This window comes from Delftia sp. (genome assembly GCF_059499305.1).
Genome location: NZ_JCABYI010000001.1, coordinates 1 through 22,068 on the forward strand (window position 1 = coordinate 1; position 22,068 = coordinate 22,068).

The 22,068-nt window shown below is 68.4% G+C and carries 10 protein-coding genes and 1 riboswitch; of the genes, 2 read left to right on the top strand and 8 right to left on the bottom strand.

Going from position 1 to position 22,068, the window contains the following annotated elements:
- The coding region (locus tag AC5I49_RS00005; RefSeq protein ID WP_495788672.1) for a beta strand repeat-containing protein at positions 1 to 6,421 on the bottom strand (6,421 nt) is incomplete at its 3' end.
- A 388-nt stretch (positions 6,422 to 6,809) separates the two neighbouring features.
- Positions 6,810 to 6,920: riboswitch (glycine riboswitch) on the top strand.
- A gap of 93 nt (positions 6,921 to 7,013) precedes the next feature.
- On the opposite strand from AC5I49_RS00005, the gene AC5I49_RS00010 reads away from it, so the two are divergent.
- Positions 7,014 to 8,345: a D-amino acid dehydrogenase gene (locus tag AC5I49_RS00010; protein ID WP_495788673.1), complete on the top strand. Its 1,332-nt coding sequence runs from the start codon at positions 7,014 to 7,016 to the stop codon at positions 8,343 to 8,345.
- A 41-nt stretch (positions 8,346 to 8,386) separates the two neighbouring features.
- Here AC5I49_RS00010 and AC5I49_RS00015 read toward each other — a convergent pair whose 3' ends face one another.
- From AC5I49_RS00015 to AC5I49_RS00030, 4 genes are all read right to left on the bottom strand, one after another.
- A complete protein-coding gene (locus tag AC5I49_RS00015) occupies positions 8,387 to 9,622 on the bottom strand; it encodes an FIST signal transduction protein (protein WP_016450408.1) in 1,236 nt (411 codons plus the stop codon).
- 81 nt (positions 9,623 to 9,703) lie between these two features.
- Positions 9,704 to 10,648: a PhaM family polyhydroxyalkanoate granule multifunctional regulatory protein gene (locus AC5I49_RS00020; RefSeq protein WP_495788674.1), complete on the bottom strand. Its 945-nt coding sequence runs from the start codon at positions 10,646 to 10,648 to the stop codon at positions 9,704 to 9,706.
- Between the two features lie 142 nt (positions 10,649 to 10,790).
- Complete coding sequence (locus AC5I49_RS00025; RefSeq protein ID WP_016450406.1) at positions 10,791 to 11,318, bottom strand: copper chaperone PCu(A)C; 528 nt, start codon at positions 11,316 to 11,318, stop codon at positions 10,791 to 10,793.
- Between the two features lie 96 nt (positions 11,319 to 11,414).
- Positions 11,415 to 11,774 carry a hypothetical protein gene (locus AC5I49_RS00030; protein WP_495788675.1) on the bottom strand — a complete coding sequence of 120 codons (360 nt, stop codon included), beginning with the start codon at positions 11,772 to 11,774 and terminating at the stop codon, positions 11,415 to 11,417.
- Positions 11,775 to 11,890: 116 nt separating this feature from the next.
- Between AC5I49_RS00030 and AC5I49_RS00035 the strand changes: the two genes are divergently transcribed.
- Complete coding sequence (locus AC5I49_RS00035; RefSeq protein ID WP_016450404.1) at positions 11,891 to 12,553, top strand: glutathione S-transferase family protein; 663 nt, start codon at positions 11,891 to 11,893, stop codon at positions 12,551 to 12,553.
- Positions 12,554 to 12,569: 16 nt separating this feature from the next.
- Here AC5I49_RS00035 and recD read toward each other — a convergent pair whose 3' ends face one another.
- Genes recD through recC form a run of 3 tightly spaced genes read right to left on the bottom strand, consistent with a single transcriptional unit; the run spans position 12,570 to position 22,062 of the window.
- Entirely contained in the window at positions 12,570 to 14,720 is a 2,151-nt protein-coding gene (recD, locus tag AC5I49_RS00040; protein WP_495788676.1) for an exodeoxyribonuclease V subunit alpha, read from the bottom strand.
- Positions 14,717 to 18,541 (bottom strand): exodeoxyribonuclease V subunit beta, encoded by a 3,825-nt coding sequence (gene recB / locus AC5I49_RS00045; protein WP_495788677.1) that lies wholly within the window; start codon positions 18,539 to 18,541, stop codon positions 14,717 to 14,719. The genes recD and recB overlap by 4 nt, the downstream gene beginning before the upstream one ends.
- Entirely contained in the window at positions 18,538 to 22,062 is a 3,525-nt protein-coding gene (recC, locus tag AC5I49_RS00050) for an exodeoxyribonuclease V subunit gamma (RefSeq protein ID WP_495788678.1), read from the bottom strand. Before recC ends, recB begins: the two co-directional genes overlap by 4 nt.
- Positions 22,063 to 22,068: the final 6 nt, after the last annotated feature.

A 22,068-nucleotide genomic window follows, 5' to 3' on the forward strand; every position in this document is an offset into this window, starting at 1 on the left:
TTGTGCACCCTGCCGTTGGATTGACGGGATTGATGCCACCCGACGGATCGTAGGAGGCCGTGTTCGTGCTCGAGCCCACCGCCGTCGGAACAGCCGGCAGATTGAAGCTGGTGGTGCCACCGGCCGCCACCGGCGTGGTGAAGCTCACCGTACAAGTCAGCACGGCGCTGCCATTACCCGCAAACGGGAAGGTGTTGGGCGTGCAGGTCGCGCTGGCCACATTGGCACCAGTCGGCACACCCGTGATGCTGATCCCCGCAGGCACCAGATCCTTGATGGTCACGCTGGTGGCAGGGCCGAAGGCACCAGCCGAATTCGCTACCGTGAAGGCGTAGTTGAAAGGCGTGCCCACAGCCAAGCTACCCGGGTTGGCCTTGGTGACCGTCAGCGCAGGCGTGCCAGGCGTGACCGGAGTCACCGGCGTGGAAGCGCAGTCTGTTGTGCACCCTGCCGTTGGATTGACGGGATTGATGCCACCCGACGGATCGTAGGAAGCCGTGTTGGTGCTCGAACCCACCGCCGTCGGCACAGCCGGCAGATTGAAGCTGGTGGTGCCACCGGCCGCCACCGGCGTGGTGAAGCTCACCGTACAAGTCAGCACGGCGCTGCCATTACCCGCAAACGGGAAGGTGTTGGGCGTGCAGGTCGCGCTGGCCACATTGGCACCAGTCGGCACACCCGTGATGCTGATCCCCGCAGGCACCAGGTCCTTGATGGTCACGCTGGTGGCAGGGCCGAAGGCACCGGCCGCATTCGCTACCGTGAAGGCGTAGTTGAACGCCGTGCCCACGGCCAGACTGCCAGGGTTGGCCTTGGTGACCGTCAGCGCTGGCGTGCCAGGCGTGACCGGAGTCACCGGTGTGGAAGCGCAGTCTGTCGTGCAACCCGCCGTCGGATTGACGGGGCTGATGCCGCCGGACGGATCGTAGGAAGCCGTGTTCGTGCTCGAACCCACCGCCGTCGGCACAGCCGGCAGATTGAAGCTGGTGGTGCCACCGGCTGCGACCGAGGTCGTGAAGTTCACCGTACAAGTCAGCACGGAGCTGCCGTTACCCGCAAACGGGAAGGTGTTGGGCGTGCAGGTCGCGCTGGCCACGTTCGCGCCGGTCGGCACACCCGTGATGCTGATGCCCGCAGGCACCAGGTCCTTGATGGTCACGCTGTTGGCAGGACCGAAGGCACTGGCGGCATTGGACACGGAGAACGCATAGTTGAAGGGCGTACCCACAGCCAAGCTGCCAGGGTTGGCCTTGGTGACACTGAGGTTCACCACGCTTACAAAATGAATTTGTGCGGCGCTTGGCGAATACGCGTTTGCTCCCACGGTGAACGTGCCACCCAGGGTTCCGGCAGGAATGCTGGTGGCAATGCTGTAGGTCCCACTCGCTGTGCTGGTGGCAGTGATCGAGCAGATGCCCAGAGTTGTGCCGCTTGTTCCAGTGGTGCAAGTGGCTGACGCGCCGTCCGCGCCACCGTTCAGCTTCACGCCGGGGGTACCGGCAAAGGTGACGACCTCGCCGCCCTTGGGATTGCCACCGGCATCGCGCACATATGCTTCCACCACATCGGTTGCCGTGCCATTTGCCGCCGCGTTGTCGCTCACGACACGCAGGCCCGAATTGCTTGCCGAGGCATTGCCGGCGACAAAGGCCATCGATTGCGGGCTGTTGCCGATGGCAGTTGCACCCACCGTGGCGGCAGCCGAGTAAGTCGATGCGGTCACGCTGGTGAACGACACCGAGCAGGTCGCCGCCGCACCCGCAGTCGTGCAACTGGCGGTGGCAGGTGCCGCTCCGGCAGGCGTCACGCTGAAGTTCACGGCAACGCCGGTGACCGGATTGCCGAACGCATCCTTGGTGACCACGGAAACGACGTCCTGGCCGCCGCCGGCTGCCTGGTTGTTCACATCGACCGACATGGTCGAATTGGCGGGATCGACGGCACCTGCCGTAAAGACATAGGCAGCCGTAGCGCCGTACGTATTGCCGCCGGAGCTGACGCCGCTGCCGCTCAATGCGCCCCCCGCGATGCTTGCGCCGGAAGTGTAGGAGCCCGCGACGGTTGTCCTGGCGGTGACCTGGCAAGTACCGGCCGCATTGGTGGTGCAGGTACCGCTGAAAGTGATGTTTGCGGTGGGAGAGAACGTGACAACGCTTCCGGCCACCGGATTGCCGTTGACATCTCCCACAAACGCTTCAAGCACATCTGTCGCCGAGCCATTGGCCGTGGCCGGACTGCTGACGGTACGCACCCCCGACCTGGCGGGGTCGGCGGCATTGGCCGTGAAGTTGATCACGGCCGGACTGCCATTGGCCACGCTCTGGGTGGTGGTGCCGTTGTTGTCCGTGGCTGTGAAGCTCGCCGCACCCGCGACGGTGGATGTCACCGTGATGGAGCAGCGCGCTGGATTCGCATTGGCCGCAATCGTGCAGGAAGTTGCCGACGGCGTGCCGGCGCCGGTATGGACAAAGCCGATGGTGTGGGCAACCGTATCGACGGTTGCATTGCCATTGGCGTCCTGCAGTGCGACGGTCACCGTGCTGGTACTCGTACCGTCGGCCATCACCGAGAGCGGCGTGGCACTGAGCAGATTGCCACTGGCTGTATTGCTGGGCGGCCCGGCAATGAAGTTGACCGATACCGGACTGCCATTGCTCACGGCCGTTCCGTTGTCCGTTGCCGTGAAGCTTGCGGTGCCAACCGTGGCCGATTTCACCGTCACGGAGCAGGTGGCCGGATTGGCGTTGGCCGCGATCGTGCACGTGGGTGCGGCCGGCGTGGTCGTGCCCACGCCCGTTTTGGTGAAGACAATCGTGTGCGCCACCGTATCCGTGGCGGGATTGCCATTGGCATCGCGCAGGGCCACGCTGATCGAGCTCGTGGCAGTGTTGTCTGCGACAACGCTGAGCGGACTGGCACTGATCAGGTTTCCATTCGCGCCATTGCTGGGCGGGCCGGCCGTGTAGTTCACCACAGCCGTAGCCGTGGCGGCCGAGCCATTGATGGTGAAGCCAAAGGTGCCGCTGCCGACTGCGGTAGGTGCCGTGACGGTGGCCGTGTACACCCCTGCGCTGCACGACCCCGCGCCGACCGCAGGCGAGCCCTGTGTTCCGCCGTTCAGCGTGAAGGCCACCGTGTTGGCACAGGTCGAAATCGAATTGCCTGACGCATCCTTGAGCTGCGCCGTCAATGTGCTGGTTGCAGTGCCATTGGCAATGATCGAGGTCGGACTCGCAACGATGGTCGAGGCGCTGGTACTTGGCGGACCCGCCGTGTAGCTCACTGAAGCCGTAGCAACTGCGGCAGAGCCGTTGATGGTGAATCCGAAGATCCCGCTGCCGACCGCCGTGGGCGATGTGACGGTGCCCGTATAGATGCCGGCAGTACACGAGGCCGCGCCCACACTCGGCGTTCCCTGCGTTCCGCCGTTCAGGGTGAACGCCACCGTGTTCGTGCACGTGTTGATCGGATTGCTGCTGGCATCGACCAGTTGCACGCGCAGCACGCTGGTGGAGCTGCCGTTGGCCACGATCGATGCCGGAGTGGCGACTATCGTCGATGCACTCGTGCTCGGCGTTGCGGCCGCATAGGAGATCGTTGCGGTGGCAACAGCCGCAGACCCGTTGATGGTGAACCCGAAGGTTCCGCTGCCGACCAGCACCGGCGATGTCACCGTCCCCGTGTACATGCCGGCACTGCAGCCCGTGACGCTGACGGCAGGAACGCCTTGCGTCCCCGCATTGAGGGTGAAGGCCACCGTATCGGTACAGGTGGTGACAAGGTTGCCTAAAGCATCCTTCAACTGCACGGCCAAGGTGCTGGTGGAGACGCCGTTGGCCACAATCGATGGCGGACTCGCGGCGATTTCAGAACCGGTCGTGCTGGCCGGCAGTCCGGTGAAGCTGTAAGCAACCGGCGAAGGCTGATAGGTCACTGCGCCAGATACCGGACTTCCACCCAATGGAAGATTGGAGAACGTGGCACCAGCGACTGACGACGACAAGGTCACGGGTGTCGTGAATGTTCCGGCGACACTGCTGCTGGCATTGATGGGAGACGCGCACTTTCCGCTGGAGTCGGTCGTGCAGCTGACTGCGGCGGAGCCGCCATTGAACGTGACACCTGCAGGCGGCGCTGCGAAGGTGACGGTGTCACTGCCCCCCGTCCAGGCATTGCCTTGGCCATCAACAATGTAGACCTCCAGCAAGTCGCTGCTGCCGACAGGTTGATTGTTGGTCGTCGCCAGAACGCCGGATTTCAGGGCACAGGGAAAACCGGTGACGTTTGCCGCCGTTGAAAGCTGTGAGGTTTGTGCTCCACCGGAATTGCTGTCCGTCACTGTGACTCGCACCTGGCCGCTGAGATACGAAGGAACGGTCAGCGTTCCCGAGGCTCCGGCCATGGTCCCTGAGCCCAGATAGACCTGCGCATCGTTGACGCCCGCGCCGGTCGGCGACCAAAAGGCTTCCACCGTATACGGTGCCGGCTCGCTCGCATTGGCATTTGCCGTGATATTGAATGTCCAGGTGCAGGCGGCGGTGTCACTGGCGCCAACGCCAAGGGTCGGGGTCCATCCGGTTTGTCCATTGGCCGTCGTCTGCAAGCTGATACCTGAGTTTGCAGCCACAGGCACGGAAAACAGCGTGTTCTGAGAAATCTTGAAGAAATCACGCGCAGTGACACGAATGGCACTTCTCGACTGGCTTGTCATCTTGTTGTTGCCAATCAACCCTGGTGCCGTACCCGTACCACCAATATTCACCCCGTCCCCGCCGCCAGTGAAGTTGTTATCGGTCACCGTCACTACCTGCGTCGTGCCTGAGGCTGCCATATTCAACGTTGGTGCCGACACATGCATTGGCGATGAAGTGGTATAGGCGGCAATAGGCAGCGAGAAGGTATTACCCGTCACGGCAAGACCAGTTCCATTGTCCAGGTTGATCGTTCCATCAACCGACACCACGGCCCTGGGCGCATTTCCACCAGTCGGGCTCAGTGCGATATTCGAATCTTTGATCGTCAATCCGTTGACGGTCATGTTCGACATGACCTGGAAGAACTGCTCGAGCTGCATTCCCCCGATAGGGTTGGGCAGATTCGTTACCGTGAAATTATCGACAACAATGTTGGAAACCGTGCCTCCTGTACCGTTGCTTGCGGCAACGGAAATGGCCGAGCCCTTGTTATTGCCGTAATTTCCATTCCATATCGCGGAATTGATCGTGCTATTGGTAAAGAATACGTTTTGTGCGCCTTGATGAATCTCCGCGTACAGCTCGCAGTTGAACGGCGTCCCCTCTCCAGCAGGGGTTGGAGCCACATTCACCAGGCCGACGCGATCAATGGTGATATTGTTCGCCGTGGAGCCAACGACGAATACCGCTTCGCCACAGGTCATATTGGGCGAATTGGTGAGCGTGATGTTCTTCCCACCAAGATAAAAAGTTTCCCAGGGGGAGTCCGCCCAGTTCTGGACTTGTATGACTCCCCCGAAATCGATGGTCAACGAGCCCGTGCCGGCTGGCACGGTGCCTTTGAGCCAGTACCAGGCACCACCGGCACCAGTGGTGGTGCCCGTATCGCCGCCGCTGATCATCTGGGTTTGACCACAGGCATTGGTGGCTCCCGTCACGGCGCCGGACTGGGCTCCGCTGATGAATGTATTGGCACAGCGCACGTAAACCGTCTGATTGTCGACATACGGATGGAGGTTTCCCGCCGCATCCTTGGATGTCCCGCTCTGTATGGTCCGTACCGACGTGGTCAGTGTCGGCGCAAAGACGATGGAAACATCGGCACTCGGATCCAGCGTTTGCAGCGTGTAGTTGGCTGCCTGAATGGCCGCTCGCAGCGTACATGCGCCAGCAAAGGTGCCCCCCAGCGTGCTGACACAGGTGGTTGGTGTCGTTGCATTGGCATTGGGAGCGTCGCTGTTGTCGGTGACCGTGAAGACGATGGTCGCCGCCAGTGCCGTGGATGAGATACCCGCGCATGAAAGCAGCAGCAAAGAGAAAAGGCACTTCGCTGCACGCCACTTGCGAAAAAATGCCGAACCAGGCAGGCGATTGAGAGCATGCATGATATTCCCCGTTCTCTCAAGGAGATATGACAGGAAAATGATTTTCCCAATGGCAATGGCCATCAGTTGTACCCAGCGCATTTGCATCGCCGTACCTCGGATAGTTCTATTTGAATCACGAGCCCACAACTCACCTTGCAGCCGGTGAGTTTGGAAGCAAAATTTTTCGCGCAGATCCTGCGCGTCAATCAAAAAAAGGCGGATTTCCATCAACGCTTGCGCGCTGCTCCACTGCCCATTGAGCGGACACACCTTCAGTCGGGTTTGCGACGCAAAACATTCCTCCCTCGACAAACCATATTCACCGTGCTTGTATTTTTTCAGTGACGGACCAGTTTCCATGGACCCGCACCTGTGCAACGGTAAGTCGCCTATCAGACATATATACAACCCATGGTTAACCCATGCAGGTCCAATCGACCAGAACATGCACTGACAAACCACTGCACATATCGATAGGCTAAATCATGTTTTTTTCTATTTCAATAGTTTTTTTACATGAAGCCAGAGACTCGTACCAGCGCTACGAGGGAGGCGCTTGAGCGATCTAGGGAATACCCTGAATCAGCCACACCACATACAGGTAACTGGTGGTATCCCCAATACGACTGGAGCTGGCTGCGCAAGCCCCATAGAATCGCCCCTGCAGGAGAGCAGGCGGGCGCCACGGTGCCGAGCCTCACCGAAGGCGCAAACTCCCATACACGCTCAGGTTCCGTACTGCAAACACAACATGCCGTCTGGAGAGCCGCCGCACGCAATGTGCGGCGCACCGAAGGAGCAAGCCCCGTTCCCATGGATGGTGGTGAATCTCTCAGGTACCAAGGACAGGGGGAGCGGCAGCTGCGTCACGACGGACGCCGGCTGCCTGCTATCCAGACCATAGCGGCCAGCTTTCGCGTGACCCGGCACATGCCTTTGAAAGGGCATCGTCATGCGCGTCATCGTTCTCGGAGCCGGCCTGATCGGCACCACGTCGGCCTACTATCTGCAATCCCTCGGTCATGAAGTGACCGTCATCGACCGCCAGGCCGCGCCCGGCGCCGAAACCAGCTTCGCCAACGGCGGGCAGATCTCGGTCAGCCACGCGGAGCCCTGGGCCAACCCCGGCGCACCGCTGAAGTTGCTGGGCTGGCTGGGCCGGCAGGACGCCCCCCTGCTCTTCCGCCTGCGCGCCGACATGCGCCAGTGGCTCTGGGGCCTGTCCTTCCTGCGCAACTGCACGCCCGCGCGCACGCGCCACAACATCCAGCAGATCGTTCGCCTGGGCACCTACAGCCGCGAGGCCCTGCAGCAGCTGCGTGCCGACACCGGCATCCAGTACGAGCAGCGCACGCAGGGCATCCTGCACTTCTATACGAACGCCCGCGAGTTCGAGGGCGCGCTCAAGCCCACCGAGCAGATGCAGGCCCTGGGCTGCGACCGCCGCCTGATCGATGCCGACGAAGCCGTGCGCCTGGAGCCGGCCCTGGCCCATGTGCGCGGGCAGATAGCGGGCGCCACCTATACGGCCGAGGATGAATCAGGCGACGCCAACCTCTTCACACGCGAGCTGGCGCGCATCGCCGCCGCCACGGGCGTGCAGTTCCGCCAGAGCCACCACGTGACGGCGCTGCGCACCACGGGTGCGGGCGCCAGCCGCCATATCGACCATGTGGAGGTGACCAATGCCGATGGCCGCTATGAACGCATCCAGGGCGACGCCTATGTGCTGGCCATGGGCTCGTTCAGCCCGCTGCTGGCCCAGCCGCTGGGGTTGCGCCTGCCCATCTACCCGGCCAAGGGCTACTCCGTGACCCTGCCGGTGCTGGACCCCGCCAAGGCCTATCAGGTCAGCCTCACGGACGACGAGTTCAAGCTGGTGTTCTCGCGCTACACGGGCGCGCAAGGCGACCGCCTGCGCATTGCGGGCACGGCCGAGTTCAACGGCTACGACCGCAACCTGGACCCCGTGCGCTGCGAGGCCATCGTGCGGCGCGTGCAGCAGCTGTTCCCCGGCGCCGGCGATACCGGCCGCGCCCAGTTCTGGAGCGGCCTGCGCCCCGCCACGCCCAGCAATGTGCCGCTGATCGGACGCTCGCCCATCGCCAACCTGTTCCTGAACACCGGCCACGGCACGCTGGGCTGGACCCATGCCTGCGGCTCCGGCATGGCGCTGGCCGACCTGGTCAGCGGCAGGCGGCCGGCCGTGGATTTCGATTTTCTGGGAGCCGCAGCCATGGACCCGGATCGCAGCGCAGGCACGGTGCGCCCGCGCGCGGTCTGAGGTGCGGACGGCGTGTACGACGTGTACGACGTGTACGACGCCTAGGCAGTGAACACCGTCAGCACCCCGGCGAAGCGGTGCAGGCGGGCGTCCATGATCTCGGCTTCGGCAACGAAGCCGATCAATGGCACATCGCCCAGTGCGTGGCGCAGGGTGCGCAGTTCGGCATCGGGGCCGCCGAACAGGCCGCCGCCGCGGCCCCGGCAACTGATGTAGATGGCGCCACGGATGCGGGGCTGTGCCTCGCCTTCGGGCGCCGCCTCCTCGGGCTCCGCCGCATCGCGCAGCGCAGCGCCCAGTTGCAGCAGTTCCTGGCGCGCGACCTGGGCCTGGCGGCGGCAGAAGATCACCGAATGCCCGGCCTCCACGGCCGATGACAGGGCCACGCCCTGGCGCAGCGGGTCCAGGCCAACCAGGGTCAGCACCTGGGCCTCTTCGGTCAGCACGCCGTGGGCCAGGCCCCGGCCCGGCGGCGCAATGGCCGCCAGCGTGGTGCGGACCGTGGTCAGCGCGGGCTGCCAGTCGCTGCCTTCCAGCTCCACGCCCAGCAGCTGCAGCAGGCGCTGCAGGGCCGGATCGCCATCGAGCCCGGTGACCAGGGCGCCGCGCGCCTCGGTGATCTCCAGCCCCTCGCCCAGCGGCACGCAGCCCTGGGCCATGCCCGTGATGCAGGGCACGCCGGCACCGAAGGCCACGCCTGAAAAGCCGCCACGAAAAATGCCGCGCGCGTCCGCATGCTGCGCATGCAGATCCTCGGTACGGCAGGCGATCTGCACGCCCTCCACGCCATCTTCCCCGTCATCGCCCACGCCGCCGAACAGCAGGCCGGACTCGGTGCGCTCGGACAGCTCGTACAGCAGCTCGGCCAGCTCGGGCTGGCCGCCTGCGGCATGGACCAGGGCCGAATGGGCCGTGAAGCCGGCCTCGCCGCCAGGCGCATGCAGGGGCGCCAGGCCCGAATACAGGCGGTAGTGGGCGGCCGGTACATCCAGCAGCATCACCGCGAGCGCGGTTCCTGACAGGTACTCATGCGACATGGCCAGAACGCCGCCGGCCGAGCAGCCGGCCCAGTCCGCCACATGGGGCAGGGCCCTGGCCAGATGCTGCAGCAGCGGCCGTGCGTGGGCGGCATGCGCATGGGACAGGTACACCAGTCCCAGACGGGGCCGCTGCGCGTGGCCGGGCCCGGCCATCTGCAAGCGCAGCTGCTGCAGCACCGCGTCGGCCGCGGCGCGCCAGTCGGAATGGCTGGCATGGCCTACAGGAAACAACGACATACCAACCTTCTTTCTAGCCCCGCCAGCACCCGGCTTGCGGGTGGCTGGGGCCTTGCGCATCCATGGGTCCGGCCCGATCGGTCAACGCGCCGGCCGGCTCTTGGCTGCCGGCTTGCTGGCGGCCGGCGCCTTGGCTCCAGCCTTTGCAGCGGTTTTCCTGGCAGCCGCTTTGGCGGGAGCCTTGGCAGCGGTCCTGGGGGCTTCGGCCTGCGCCGCAGCCTTGGCCGCCGGCTTTGCGGACGCCGCCTTGGCAGGGGAGACCGCCGCCGCCTTGCCCGCCTGCGCAGCAAAGGCGCTGGCCTGTGCCGCCATGCGGTCCATGGTGGCCTTGGCCAGGTCACCGGCCATGCCGGTGGCGCGCTGGGCGGCCGCCACGGCCTCCGGGGCCATGGGCTCGGCCATGGCCTTGGCGGCGATCTGCTGGAATTGCTGGGTCAACGCGCCCCACCACTGCATGGCCTGGCCCATGGCGGCGGCCTGGGCGGACTCGTCCTTGGGCGCCGCAGTCTCCGCGGCTGCGGGTCTGTCGGCGGCCTTGCCCGCCTCGGGGGCTGCAGGCGGCGCGGCAGCGGCCTGTGCGGGCTCGGGCTGCGGCTTTTCCTTCTTGCTCGCCCGGCTGGCGGCCGAGGACATGGGCCAGTCCGAAAGGTCGCCCTGCCCCGCGCTGGCGGCGCCCTTGGCCGCAGCGGTGGCCGCGGCGGTTGCGGCTGCAGGGAACTGGAAGGCCTGCGCCAGCTCGCCCATGCTGACGTTCATGCCCTGCAAGGTGGACAGCGTCATGCGCTGCACTTCCAGGGCCTGGATGGTGGCGGCCAGCGCCTTGCCGTTCTGGTCGAGCCAGAACTGCACGGCTTTGAGTTCGGTGATGCGCTTGTCCACCTCTTCGATGCTCACCGTGGGCGCCACCCATTCGGGCAGGCGCCCCAGGGGCCGGGCGGTGGCCGATCCTGCACTCTGGGCCAGGCCCTGCAGGAAGTCGAAACCGGGGATGAACTTGCCGAAACCGAAGGAGGACGCATCACTCATGGCAGCACTCGCTAGGACTGGGTTGGAAGAACATGCCGGTGAAGCACACCGGCCATGCGCTCAGCTTAACCCAGGCACACGCCAAGTCCATCGCAAGTCATGCACGGCCCGCTGCGCACAAACCCGGTGGATGACAAAAAGCTCAGTGGGAGTGGCCGGCATGTCCGCCGTGTCCGCCATGCGCGCCGCCCTGCGCAGCCGATGCCGCACCTGCGCCGGGCGCCATGGCGCGCACGGGGACCTGCAGGCTCAGGCGCGAGGTCTCGCCCTTGGCGTCCTTGAACACCAGGGTGATGGGTACCTGACTGTCCTTGAGCAGCGGGCTCTTGAGCTGCTGCAGCATGACGTGGTAGCCGCCGGGCTTCAGGTCCACGGCCACGCCCTTGGGCAGGTCCAGGCCGTCGATGGCGCGCATGCGCATCACATCGCCTTCCATCTTCATTTCATGCACCTCGGCCACGCCGGCGGCGGGCGACTCCACGCCCACCAGGCGCAGCGGCTCCTCGGCCGTCAGGCGCATGAAGGCGCCCGTGGCCTGCTGGCCCGGCACGCTGGCACGCGCCCAGGCGGCGTCGGCCTTGACATGGGCCGCATCGGCATGGGCATGGGCCAGGCCCATGGACAGGGAGGCGGCGATCAGGAAAGGGGTGGTCCATTGACGCAGTGTCATCACGGTTTCTCCAGAAATTTCAATGCATTGCGGCACGGTCTTCGTGCCTTGCAAAAAGGGTTGGCCAAGCGAAGGAAGCGGGAGTGAATCCGGGAGTCACCGGGGCGGTGCGCGGGCCTGGGGCAGGGCCGGCATGGCCACGCTGTGGACGGAGGCCGGGTGCGCCCGTGGCTGCGCATCTGCCACCAGCGGTGCCGGGGCCGCACTGCACCGGGCGGGCGGCGGCGCCAGCGGGGGCAGGCACAGCGGGCAGTCGATGCCGTGGCTGCCGGCAAGGGCATCGTCCTGACCGGCTGGCGAGGGCATCCAGACCGATTCGCCAGCGGCCGAGCACAGGCGCTCCCAGCCCGAGGCACGCGCCAGCGGCGCAAACGCCGATGCCAGCGCCACGCACAGCCACAGGCCCAGCGCCCAGCGGGCGCAGGCAGCCAAGGTGGAGGGCAGGCGAAGCGGCATGGCGTCATTCTAGGGGTCTGCCCCAGGACGTCATGTCCGTGACCCCGCCAGGCCCTGCCCGCCCCTACCATCGCAGGCGCATCCCCCAGCCCTCACCAACACCCTAGGAGACACCCATGCTCACCCTGTGCGGATTCGCGGCCAGCAACTACTACAACAAGGTCAAGCTGGCCCTGCTGGAAAAGCAGCTTCCCTTCAACGAGGAACTGGCCTGGCTGGGAGAGACCGACATGGCGCTTTCTCCGCTGGGCAAGGTGCCCTACCTGCGCATCGACGACGGCCGGGGCCTGTGCGAGTCGGCCGCCATGGTCGAGTACGTGGAGACGCTGTCGCCCTCGCCGGCCCTGCTGCCGGCCGACGCCTTCGAGGCCGCCAAGGTGCGCGAGCTGTGCGTGTACCTGGACCTGCACCTGGAGCTGGTGGCGCGCATCCTCTACCCGCAGGCCTTCTTCGGCGGCCAGGTCAGCGACTCCACCCGGGAGCGCACGCTGGCCCAGCTCGACAAGAACGTGGCGGCCTTCGCCAAACTCGCGCGTTTCTCACCCTTTGTGGCGGGCGACAGCTTCACGCTGGCCGACTGCTGCGCCATCGTCCACCTGCCCCTGGTCAGCGCGGCCAGCAAGATCGTTGGCGGGCGCGACGTTCTGGCCGACCTGCCCGTGCGCGAGTACCTGGCACGCATGGCCGAGCGGCCCACGGTGCAGCAGGTCAATGCCGACCGCAAGACCAATACGGCGCTGATGATGGCCCGCTACGCCAGCGACAAGACCCCGGCCTGAGGCGCGGGGCCTTCACTCACTCCTGCAGCCAGCGCAGCAGCCCGCTGGCGCGCTGCGTGGGGCTGCCAACGGCCGAGGCCAGCAGGCCCGGCACCTCGGAGAACAGCGAGAAGGCCTGGCGGGCGCGCGTGATGCCGGTGTAGACCAGCTCGCGCCCCAGCACGCTGCCGCCGCGCGAGGGCAGCACCAGGGCGGTGTGCTCGAACTCCGAGCCCTGGCTTTTGTGCACCGTCATGGCGAAGGCGGTCTCCACATGGGCCATGCGGCTGACGCCGACCGAGCGCAATTCGTCGCCCTGCAGGAAGTAGACGCGCAGCAGTTGCCCTGGCTGCCCCTGGTGCGCTCCCGGCAGCGCAATGCCGATGTCGCCGTTGAACACGCCCAGCTGCGCATCGTTGCGCGTGACCATGACGGGCCGGCCCGCATACCATTCGCCGCTGCGGCGGATCGCGCCCTGCGCTTCCAGGGCCTGCTCCACCGCCCGGTTGAGGCCGGACACGCCCCAGTCCCCCTCGCGCACGGCGCACAGCAGCCGGAAGCGCTCGAAGGCCTGCAGCACATCGACCACCCAGGCGCGGTGCGCTGCCTCGTCGGCGCCGGCCGCATCCGGCCGGCCCTGCAGCGCCTGGGCATAGAGGGCATAGCTGGCAAGACCGCCGCGCCCGTGCACGGCCAGTTCGGTCACGGCGTGCACGCCGCCGCCATGGCGTTCCCACAGCTCGGAACCTGCGCCGGCTTGCGTGCCGGCATCGAGCAGGGCCTGGGCCTTCACCGCCTCACCGGCATTCACGGCGTGTGCCAGCTGGCCGATGGGGCCCCCGAAGCGCCGGCTCTCGCGCAGCATGACGGTGTGCTGCGCCAGCGCTGGCGCACGATCGCCGTCGGGCGCCGCGAACTGCGGCGGCAGCCGCTGGCCGGCCACGCGCAGTGCGTAGTCCAGCGTGTCGGGCAGGTAGCGCCCGGCCTGGGCATCGCGGCACAGGTCGCCCAGCACGGCGCCCGCCTCCACCGAAGCCAGTTGGTCCTTGTCGCCCAGCAGCACCAGGCGGGCGCCGGCCGGCAGTGCCTCCAGCAGCGCCGCCATCATCTCCAGGTGGACCATGGAGGCCTCATCGACGATGAGCACGTCCACGTCCAGCTGCCGCCCTGCATGGAATCCCCAGTGCCGCGTATCGGGCCGCGCGCCCAGCATGGAGTGCAGGGTGCGCGCCGCACCCATGCGCTGCACCAGGCCCGCCAAGTCGATCTCGCCGCCCATGCTGCCCTGCAATTGCAGCAAGGCCCCGTCGATCGATTGCTTCAGGCGCGCGGCCGCCTTGCCCGTGGGGGCGGCCAGGGCCACGCGCAGCTGGCCGGCGTCGGGCGCCGTGGCAAACAGCAGGGCCAGCAGCCGTGCGGCGGTATAGGTCTTGCCGGTGCCGGGGCCGCCCGTGATCACCGACAGCCGGCCGCGCAGCGCCAGCGCGCAGGCCAGCTTCTGCCAGTCCACGGGGCCACCGTCCGCCACAGGCGGGAACAGCCGGTCCAGCCAGCGCCGGGCCTGGGCTTCGTCCAGCGGCTGTCCGGCCACGGCCTGCGCCGCCGTGCGCTGGATGACGTGGGCGGCCACGGCGCGTTCGTAGTCCCAGTAGCGGCGCAGGTACAGCAGCGGCGCGGGGCCGTCTGCGCCGGCCAGCACCAGGGGCTGGCCGAGGTCCTCGCTGCCACCCTGTCCATCTACCTGCTCCCCGTGCACCACGCGCACCACGGGGCTGGCGCTCAGCGCCGCAACCCAGCCGGACAGGCGCGCAGGCAGCATCTGCCACAGGGCCTGCTGCGCGGGCAGCGCATCGGCCGGCCAGGCCAGCACGTCGTTGGGGTGGCCGGCCAGCGGCGCCAGGGGCAGGCAGCTGTGGCCGCGCCCCTCCATCTGCGCCAGCAGCGCGGCGGCCACCAGCAAGGCGGGCCCGGCCTGCGCATCCTGCCCGGCGACGAAGGAGGCCAGCGCCGCATCCAGCCGGCGCAGCAGGCCCGCGTCGGCCCAGCGGCGCAGCAGGGCCAGCACTTCATTGGTGTCTGGCGGCACGGAGCCCGGCGGTTTGCCGCCCAGCGAGTCGCCGCCCGGCCGTTCATCGAACAGGTCCAGCGTGGCCGTATCGATGGTGCGCGAACGGGGGCGCGGGCTCATGGCAGTTCCTCCGCGTTGGCGCGGCCGGGACCGAGCAGTTCATCGAGCGCATCAAGCAAGGGCAGCTCGGGCGCCATGGCATGCATGCCACCGGCCGGGCCATCGATGCCGCGCAGAAAGTAGTACAGCGCACCGCCCAGCTGGCGCTGCGGCTCGTAGGCCGTGCCCAGCCGGCTGCGCAGCAGCCGGTGCAGGGCCAGCAGGTAGAGGGCGGCCTGCACGTCGTAGCGGTGGTGGAGCATGGCGCGGGCCAAGGCCTCCTGGCCGTAGGCGGCGCCGTCCGGGCCCAGGTGGTTGCTCTTGTAGTCAAGCACCCAGTAGCGGCCCTCGTGGCAGAACACCAGGTCGGCAAAGCCCATGAGCATGCCGTGCAGCGAGCGCTGGGGCAGCGCGGGCCGCTCCTGCCCCGGCAGGATGAAGCGCCGGCACAGCTGGTCGATGCGCTCGGCCGGCAGCTGGCGCGCGGGCAGCCAGAACTCCATCTCGGACAGTTGCGGCCCCAGCGTGGCCAGCGTCACATCCAGCGGCGCCAGCGGCTGGTGGACCACGGCCGTGAGCCAGGCCAGCAGGTCACGCGCCTGCTCGCCCCGGCCCGCGCGCTCGCAGCGGCGCACCAGGCGATCAGCGAGCGCACCCTGGCCGTCCACGGGCAGGGCAAAGTCTTCGCCGCCCAGCCATTCCAGCTGGTCGTGCACGAAGTTGCCGACCACGGGGCCGCGCAAAAAGCGGTGCCAGACCGCAGGCCCGCCGGCCGGTCCATTCTGCAGGGGCTGCAGGCCCGCCAGGCCGGCGATGTCCGCCAGTTCCGGCGATGGCGGAGGCTCCAGCGCCTGCTCATCCTCGGCCGGGCGCTGCACGGCCACGGGCAGCACGGGCAGGCTGGGCGCGGCCATGGCACGCACCAGGGCAGAGAAGCTGCCGATGCCCCAGCGCGTGTCGAAGCGCGCGTCGTAGGGCCGGGCATCGTGCAGCGGCGTGGCAGCGTCCGGCGGCTGCCAGCGCGTGCGCTGCAGCGGCTCGGCGTCCAGATCGCGCCAGGCCATGTGCGGGTCTTCTCCGCACAGCTGTCGCAGGCCGTCAAGCCAGCCCTGGGCCGAGCGCGGCTCGGTGCCGCCCAGCAGGTAGCCGGCGGCGCCCTGCTCGTTCACGCAGGCCTTGCCGTTGCCGCGCCTGAGCGGGGCCAAGCCCAGCCACAGCGCATGGCGCGGGCGGGTGAGCGCCACGTAGAACAGGCGCAGGTCCTCGCGCAGCCGCTCGCGGTCGGCCTGGGCCAGGTCTTCGTCGCTGAAGTCCAGCAGCAATCGGCGGGCCGGGGCGGCATCGTCTTCCACCCCCTCCTGCGCGGACAGGGTCAGGAACGGCGTCCTGGCCCGCTCCATGGGGCGGAAGCTGCCTGCGAACGGCAGGCAGACCAGCGGGTACTCCAGGCCCTTGCTCTTGTGCACAGTGACGATCTTGACCAGGTCGGCATCGCTTTCCAGGCGCACCACCTGCTCTTCGCTGCCGCTGCCCGGCGCCTCGATCTGGGTGGCCAGCCAGCGGATGAGGGCCTGCTCGCCCTCCAGCTGGGCGCTGGCGGTCTGCAGCAGCTCGGCCAGGTGCAGGTAGTTGGTCAGGCGCCGCTCGCCGCCCAGGGCCGGGTCCTGCAGCCAGCGCGCGGGCAGGTCCAGCCGGTACAGGGTCTGGCGCAGCATGGCCAGCACGCCCAGGCGCAGCCAGATGCTGTGCAGTTCGCGCAGCTGCTCGCTACGCGCGTCAAAGGCTTCCTCGTCGGCGGCCAGCCAGGCCAGCTCGTCCAGCGACAGGCCGATGAGCCGCGTGGCCAGGCCCGCGCGCACGGCCTGGGCATCCAGCGGCGCGGCGACGGCGCGCAGCCAGTACAGCAGGTCATGGGCCTCGTCGCTGGCGAACACCGAATCCTGGTCCGACAGGTAGACCGAGGCCACGGCGCGTGCCTGCAGTTCGCGGCGCACGGTGGCCGCCTCTCGGCCCGTGCGCACCAGCACGGCGATGTCGGCAGGCCGCAGGCGCACAAGGCGGCCATCGGGCTGCACAAAGCCGGCCTGCGGGTCGGCCAGCCACTGCACGATCTGCTCGGCGCAATGGGCCGCAAAGCGCCGCCGTACCTCGTCGGCCGACAAAGGCAGGGGGATGCCGGTGTCCTCGTCACGGCCCGCGCTCCAGGCCACGGTGAGGGCGGGCATGGCGCCGTCGCGCGTGTGCAGTTGCTCGCTGCGCCCCTGGGCGGCCACGGGCTCGAACGGCAGCGGGTTGTGGCTGCCGCGCCGGAACATGAAGGCGCCCTCGCCCGGGCGCTGCTCGGCCTGCGCGAACCAATGGTTGACGGCGCCCACCAGCGCCTCGGTGGAGCGGTAGTTGGTGCCCAGCACGTAGTGGCGCCCCTCGGTGGCGCGGCGCGCCTGCAGGTAGCTGTGGATGTCGGCGCCGCGAAAGCCGTAGATGGACTGCTTGGGGTCGCCGATCAGCAGCAGGGCGCTGTGCGGGTCGTTGGCCGCCGTGCGGTAGATCTGGTCGAACAGGCGGTACTGCAGCGGCGAGGTGTCCTGGAATTCATCGATCAGCGCCACCGGGTACTGGGCCAGGATGCGCTCACGCAGCACGGCGCCGTTGTCGCCGGCCAGGGCCGTGTCCAGGCGCTGCAGCATGTCGGCAAAGCCGAAGCTGCCGGCCTGGCGCTTGAGGTGAGCCAGCCGCTGCGCCACGCGCGCGGCCGCATGCAGGCGCACGGCCACGCTGACGGGCGGCAATTGCTCCAGCTGCACCAGCAGCGCCTGCAGCTCGGCCAGCTCCAGCGGCATGAGCACATCGCCGGCCGCCCCCTTGAAGGCCTCGGCCAGGCCTTCGGGGCTGAGGCGGTGGCGCGCGGCCTCGGTCAGCGCCAGCGGACCGTCCAGCGGGGCGCGCGACCAGTCAGCCAGCGCGGCCAGCCAGCCGGTGTAGCGCGCGGGCTGCAGCTTGCGCTTGTCCCACAACGCGCCCTGCCCGTCGAGCTGTCCATCCAACCACCGCTGCAGGCGCTGGGCCTTGTCGTCCCAGCCGGCTGCCAGGGCCAGCAGGCGGCTGCGGCGCTGTTCCATGGCGCGCTGCAGGCAGTCGGCCAGGCTGCCCTCGCCCGCACCGAGCACGGGGGGCTCGCGCAGCAGGGCACGCATGTCTTCGACCAGGGCATCGACGTGGGGCCAGATCTTCAGGGCCTCGTCCAGCAGTTCGTCGGACAGCGGGTAGCACTGCTGGCGCCAGTAGTCCTGCGCGGCCTCGGTCTGTCGCTGGCTTTCGTCGGGCTCCAGCGTTTCGTCGAAGAGGTTGCCGCTGTCGAAGGCATGCTCGCGCAGCATGCGCTGGCACCAGGCGTCGATGGTGTGGATGGCCGCGTCGTCCATGCATTCGGCGGCCATGGCCAGGCGCCAGGCCGCGCGCTCGCGGGCCGCGCCTTCAGGGTAGGCCTCGCGCAGCGCGTGCAGGAAGGCGTCGTGGGGCGCAGGTTCGGCCTCGCCACGAAAGCACTGCACGGCCTCGATCAGGCGCTTGCGTATGCGGTCGGACAGCTCGCGCGTGGCCGCGCGCGTGAAGGTCATGACGAGGATGTCGGGCGGCATCAGCGGGCGCTCGAAGGCCGTACTGCTGATGCCGTCCAGGCTGCCCTCGCCATGCCCCAGCACCAGTCGCAGGTAGAGCGCGGCGATGGTCCAGGTCTTGCCGGTGCCGGCGCTGGCCTCGATCAGGCGGCTGCCCCACAGCGGAAAACGCTGTGCGTCGAGCACATGGCTGGTCACGCCGCCGGTCACTTCGCTGGTGCTCATGGTGCATCCGCCTGGTAGGGCTGGACCTGCACCTGCGCGGCCACCCAGTCGAGCAGCGGCGCGTGGGCGGCATGGGCCAGGGCCTCGAAGCGCCCATCGGCGGCCAAGGCCTCGAAATCGGGATAGCAGCGTGCCCAGGACGGGTCCTCGCCTTCGCCGCTGACCAGATGACCACCCTCATAGGCCTGCTGTGCCGCAGCGGGAAAGCCTTCGGCCATGGCCAGGCCGCTGCGCAGCGGCAGGGGCAGCGGGCCGTTCTGGCCTTCGCGCCACAGGGCCATCAATGCACGCAGCCGTGCCAGCGCGTCGGAAGGGTCCATGGGCAGGACCTGCACCAGGCCGTCGCGCGCCACCACGCGCAACTCGGCCTGCGAGCCGCTGGCGGCCAGCGCCAGGCTGCGCAGGTAGACCGGCATGAGCTTGTCGGCATGGGGCCTGCCCTTGGCATTGAGCAGGTTGCGCGGGTCCAGCAGCAGCCAGCACTGTGCGTCGTCCGCATCGGGGGACTCTTCGGTTTCGCAGGACTGGCGCAGCCCGTCGATCCAGTCGTCGAACACCAGGCCATCGTCCTCGATCAGCAGCCGCCTGCGCGGCGCGGGATGGGCATACCGATCCAGTTGCTGGCGCCAGGCCCGCAGCGAAGGCGTGACCGAGGACTGCAGCGCCCGCGCGCCGCGCGCGCCCAGCCCCGCCAGCGGCAGCCGCCCCGAGCGCGTGAGGCGCGCCACGGCGGCGCGCACACTGTCTTCCATGGCCTGGGGCGCCTGCCCGGGCTCGGAAAGGCCGGCCGCCACCTGCTGCTGCAACTGCTGCACCAGCAGGTATTCGGTCAGGCCGTCGAGCTGGAACAGTTCCTCGTCCACGACCGGGTTGTCCTCCTGCTCGAAGCGCACCTGCAGGCGCTGGCGCAGGTAGGCGCGCGCCGGGTGGCGCAGGAAATCGGTGAGCCGGGCCAGCGTCAGCGGCGCCGAGGCGTCCGGGACAAAGGGCGGGCGCGGCTGCGCGGGCAGCGGAGGCAACGCGTCCGTGCCGTCAGACTGCGCATGCGCGGCCCGCCATTCGCGCGCATACGTGGTCCAGGGCGAACCTTCTTCGAAATAGCGGCGGCTGAAGGGCTGCAGCGGGTGCTGCTGCGTGCGCTGCGCCAGCAGCGGCTGGCCGCCTTCGCCGCGCCAGCCGGCCTCCAGGTAGTCGCGCAGCTGGGAGACCAGGACCGAGGGCGGCTGCTCGCTGTTGTCGCGCACATGGTGGCCGGTCCAGCTGATGTAGAGCGCGCGGCGCGCGGACAGCAGGGCTTCGAGCATGAGCTGGCGGTCATCGTCGCGGCGCGCGCGGTCGCCGGGGCGCTGCTGGCCGGGCAGCGCCATCAGGTCGAAGTCGCTGCGCGTGGCGCGGCGCGGATAGTCGCCATCGTTCATGCCCAGCAGGCAGACCACCTCGAAGGGAATGGCGCGCATGGGCATCAGCGTGCAAAAGGTCACGCCACCGGCGCGAAAGCGCTGCGACAGCGAGGGCTGCTCCAGCGCCTGCATCCAGGCCTCCTGGGCCACGCCCAGTTCCACGGCCTGCGCATAGCCGGCCTGCTCGCAGGCGCGCTGCCAGTCCGTGAGGGCGGCGTCCAGTGCGGCCAGCATGGCCTCGTCCTCATCGTCCTGCGCCTTGAAGAAGTCCTGCAGCAGCGCGCGAAAGCGCTGCGCCCAGGCCTCGGGCATGGCGGGCTGCTCGGCCTCGCGCCACCACGCCAGCATGCGCTCCAGCAGCGCGGCCAGCACGCCGGCCAGCTCGGCCGACAGGCCGCCCACCTCGTCATAGGGCTCGATGCCGCCAAAGGCCTGGCCGTCCTGCGCCACGCCGCTGGCATAGCCCAGCAGCATGCGCTGCAGGCCGAACCAGGCGCTGTTGTGCTCGCCGCAGGCCTGCAGGCCCAGGGCGCCGCGCTGCGGCGCATTGAGTCCCCAGCGGATGCCGGCCCCGGCCATCCAGCGCGTGAGCTGGGGCAGGTCGTCGGCCGCCAGACCCATGCGCGCGGCAATCGCTGGGACGTCCAGCAGGTCGCACAGCTCGCTGAGCCGACAGCGCTGCTGCGGCAGGCGCAGCAGCCATTGCAGGGCCACGGCCAGCGGGCTGCTGGCGCGTGCGCCCAGGTCGGCGATGTCAAAGGGAATGTGGCGCGGATCATGCCTGCCGTACTGGCCGAACACGGCGCGTATCGAGGGCGCGGCGGTCTCTATGGACGGCAGCATGACTACGACGTCACGCGGTGCCAGCGGTGCCTGCCCCGGCTGCCCGGGATCGGTCGGCCGGGCCAGCATCTGCAGCAGTTGATCGTGCAGCACCTCCAGCTCGCGCACCACGCTGTGCGCGCTGTGGAACACGATGGAGCGGTCGGCCCGCGCCACCTCCAGCGGCGGGTGCTCGGCCAGCGGCACCAGGTCGCGGATGCGCTGCTGTACCTGGGCCAGCAGCGGCGCGGTGCGCAGGTCCTCGGCATCGGTTTCGTCGAACAGGTCCACGCGCGGCATCTGCAGCTGCGCGGCGGCACCCGTGGTGTCGAAGGCGTCGAGCTGGCGCACATAGTCGCGGCTTTGACGACCCCAGGCGGCCAGCAGCGGATGGGCGTGGGCATGCATGGCCTCCAGCGGCAGCTGCGCCAAGTCGCGGCCGCCGCGCAGCGGCTGGCGGCGCCGCGCCATGCGCAGCAGCTCGCGCCCGTCGATGGCGTCGGCCCAATGGAAGCGGCAGGGATTGGGCACGGCCAGCAGCACCTGGCTGTGGCGGGCAATGGCGGCCAGGAACTCCAGCAGGCTCAGCGGTAGCTGGCTGATGCCGAACACCACCACGCGGCGCGCCAGCGGCGCGGCCGGCGGCTCGCCGGACTGCAGCGCGGCCAGCACCCGGCCCTGCAGGCGCGCGCGCGTGGCGCCGCGCTGGTCCTCGTCCAGCTCGGCCAGCACGGCGCGCCACAGGCGCGGCTGCCACAGCTGGCCCTCGGGCACAGGCATCTCGGGAACTGCGGGACGCAAAGGCATGGGCAGCAGGTCGCTGCCTGCCTCCCAGGCATCCAGCCAGTCGGCGCGGTAGATCTGGTATTGGTCAAAAAGGTCGGCCAGGCGCTGGGCCAACTGCAGCAGCCGCTCGGGCTCGCCAGGGCGCAGAAAGCCTGCAATGGGGGCGAAGGCCGGGTCATGCAGGCACTGCGGCAGCAGGCGCATGAGCCGCCAGGTCATGGGTGTCTTGTCCAGCGGCGATTCGCGCGGCACGGCCTGGCGGCCCAGCACCTGGCGGTAGCTGCGCCAGACAAAGCGCGCGGGCAGTTCCACGCGCGCGGCGGCGCACACGCCCAGCTGCTCGGCCATGCGCATCTTGAACCACTCGGCCATGCCGTTGCTCTGCACCAGCACCACCTCCGGCTCCAGCACGTCCAGCGGGTGCGCAGCCAGCCATGCCAGCACCGTATCGGCCAGCACCTCCGTCTGATTACCGTGCAGGGCGATCAAGCCCGGCTGCCAATGCGATGCCACCTCTGC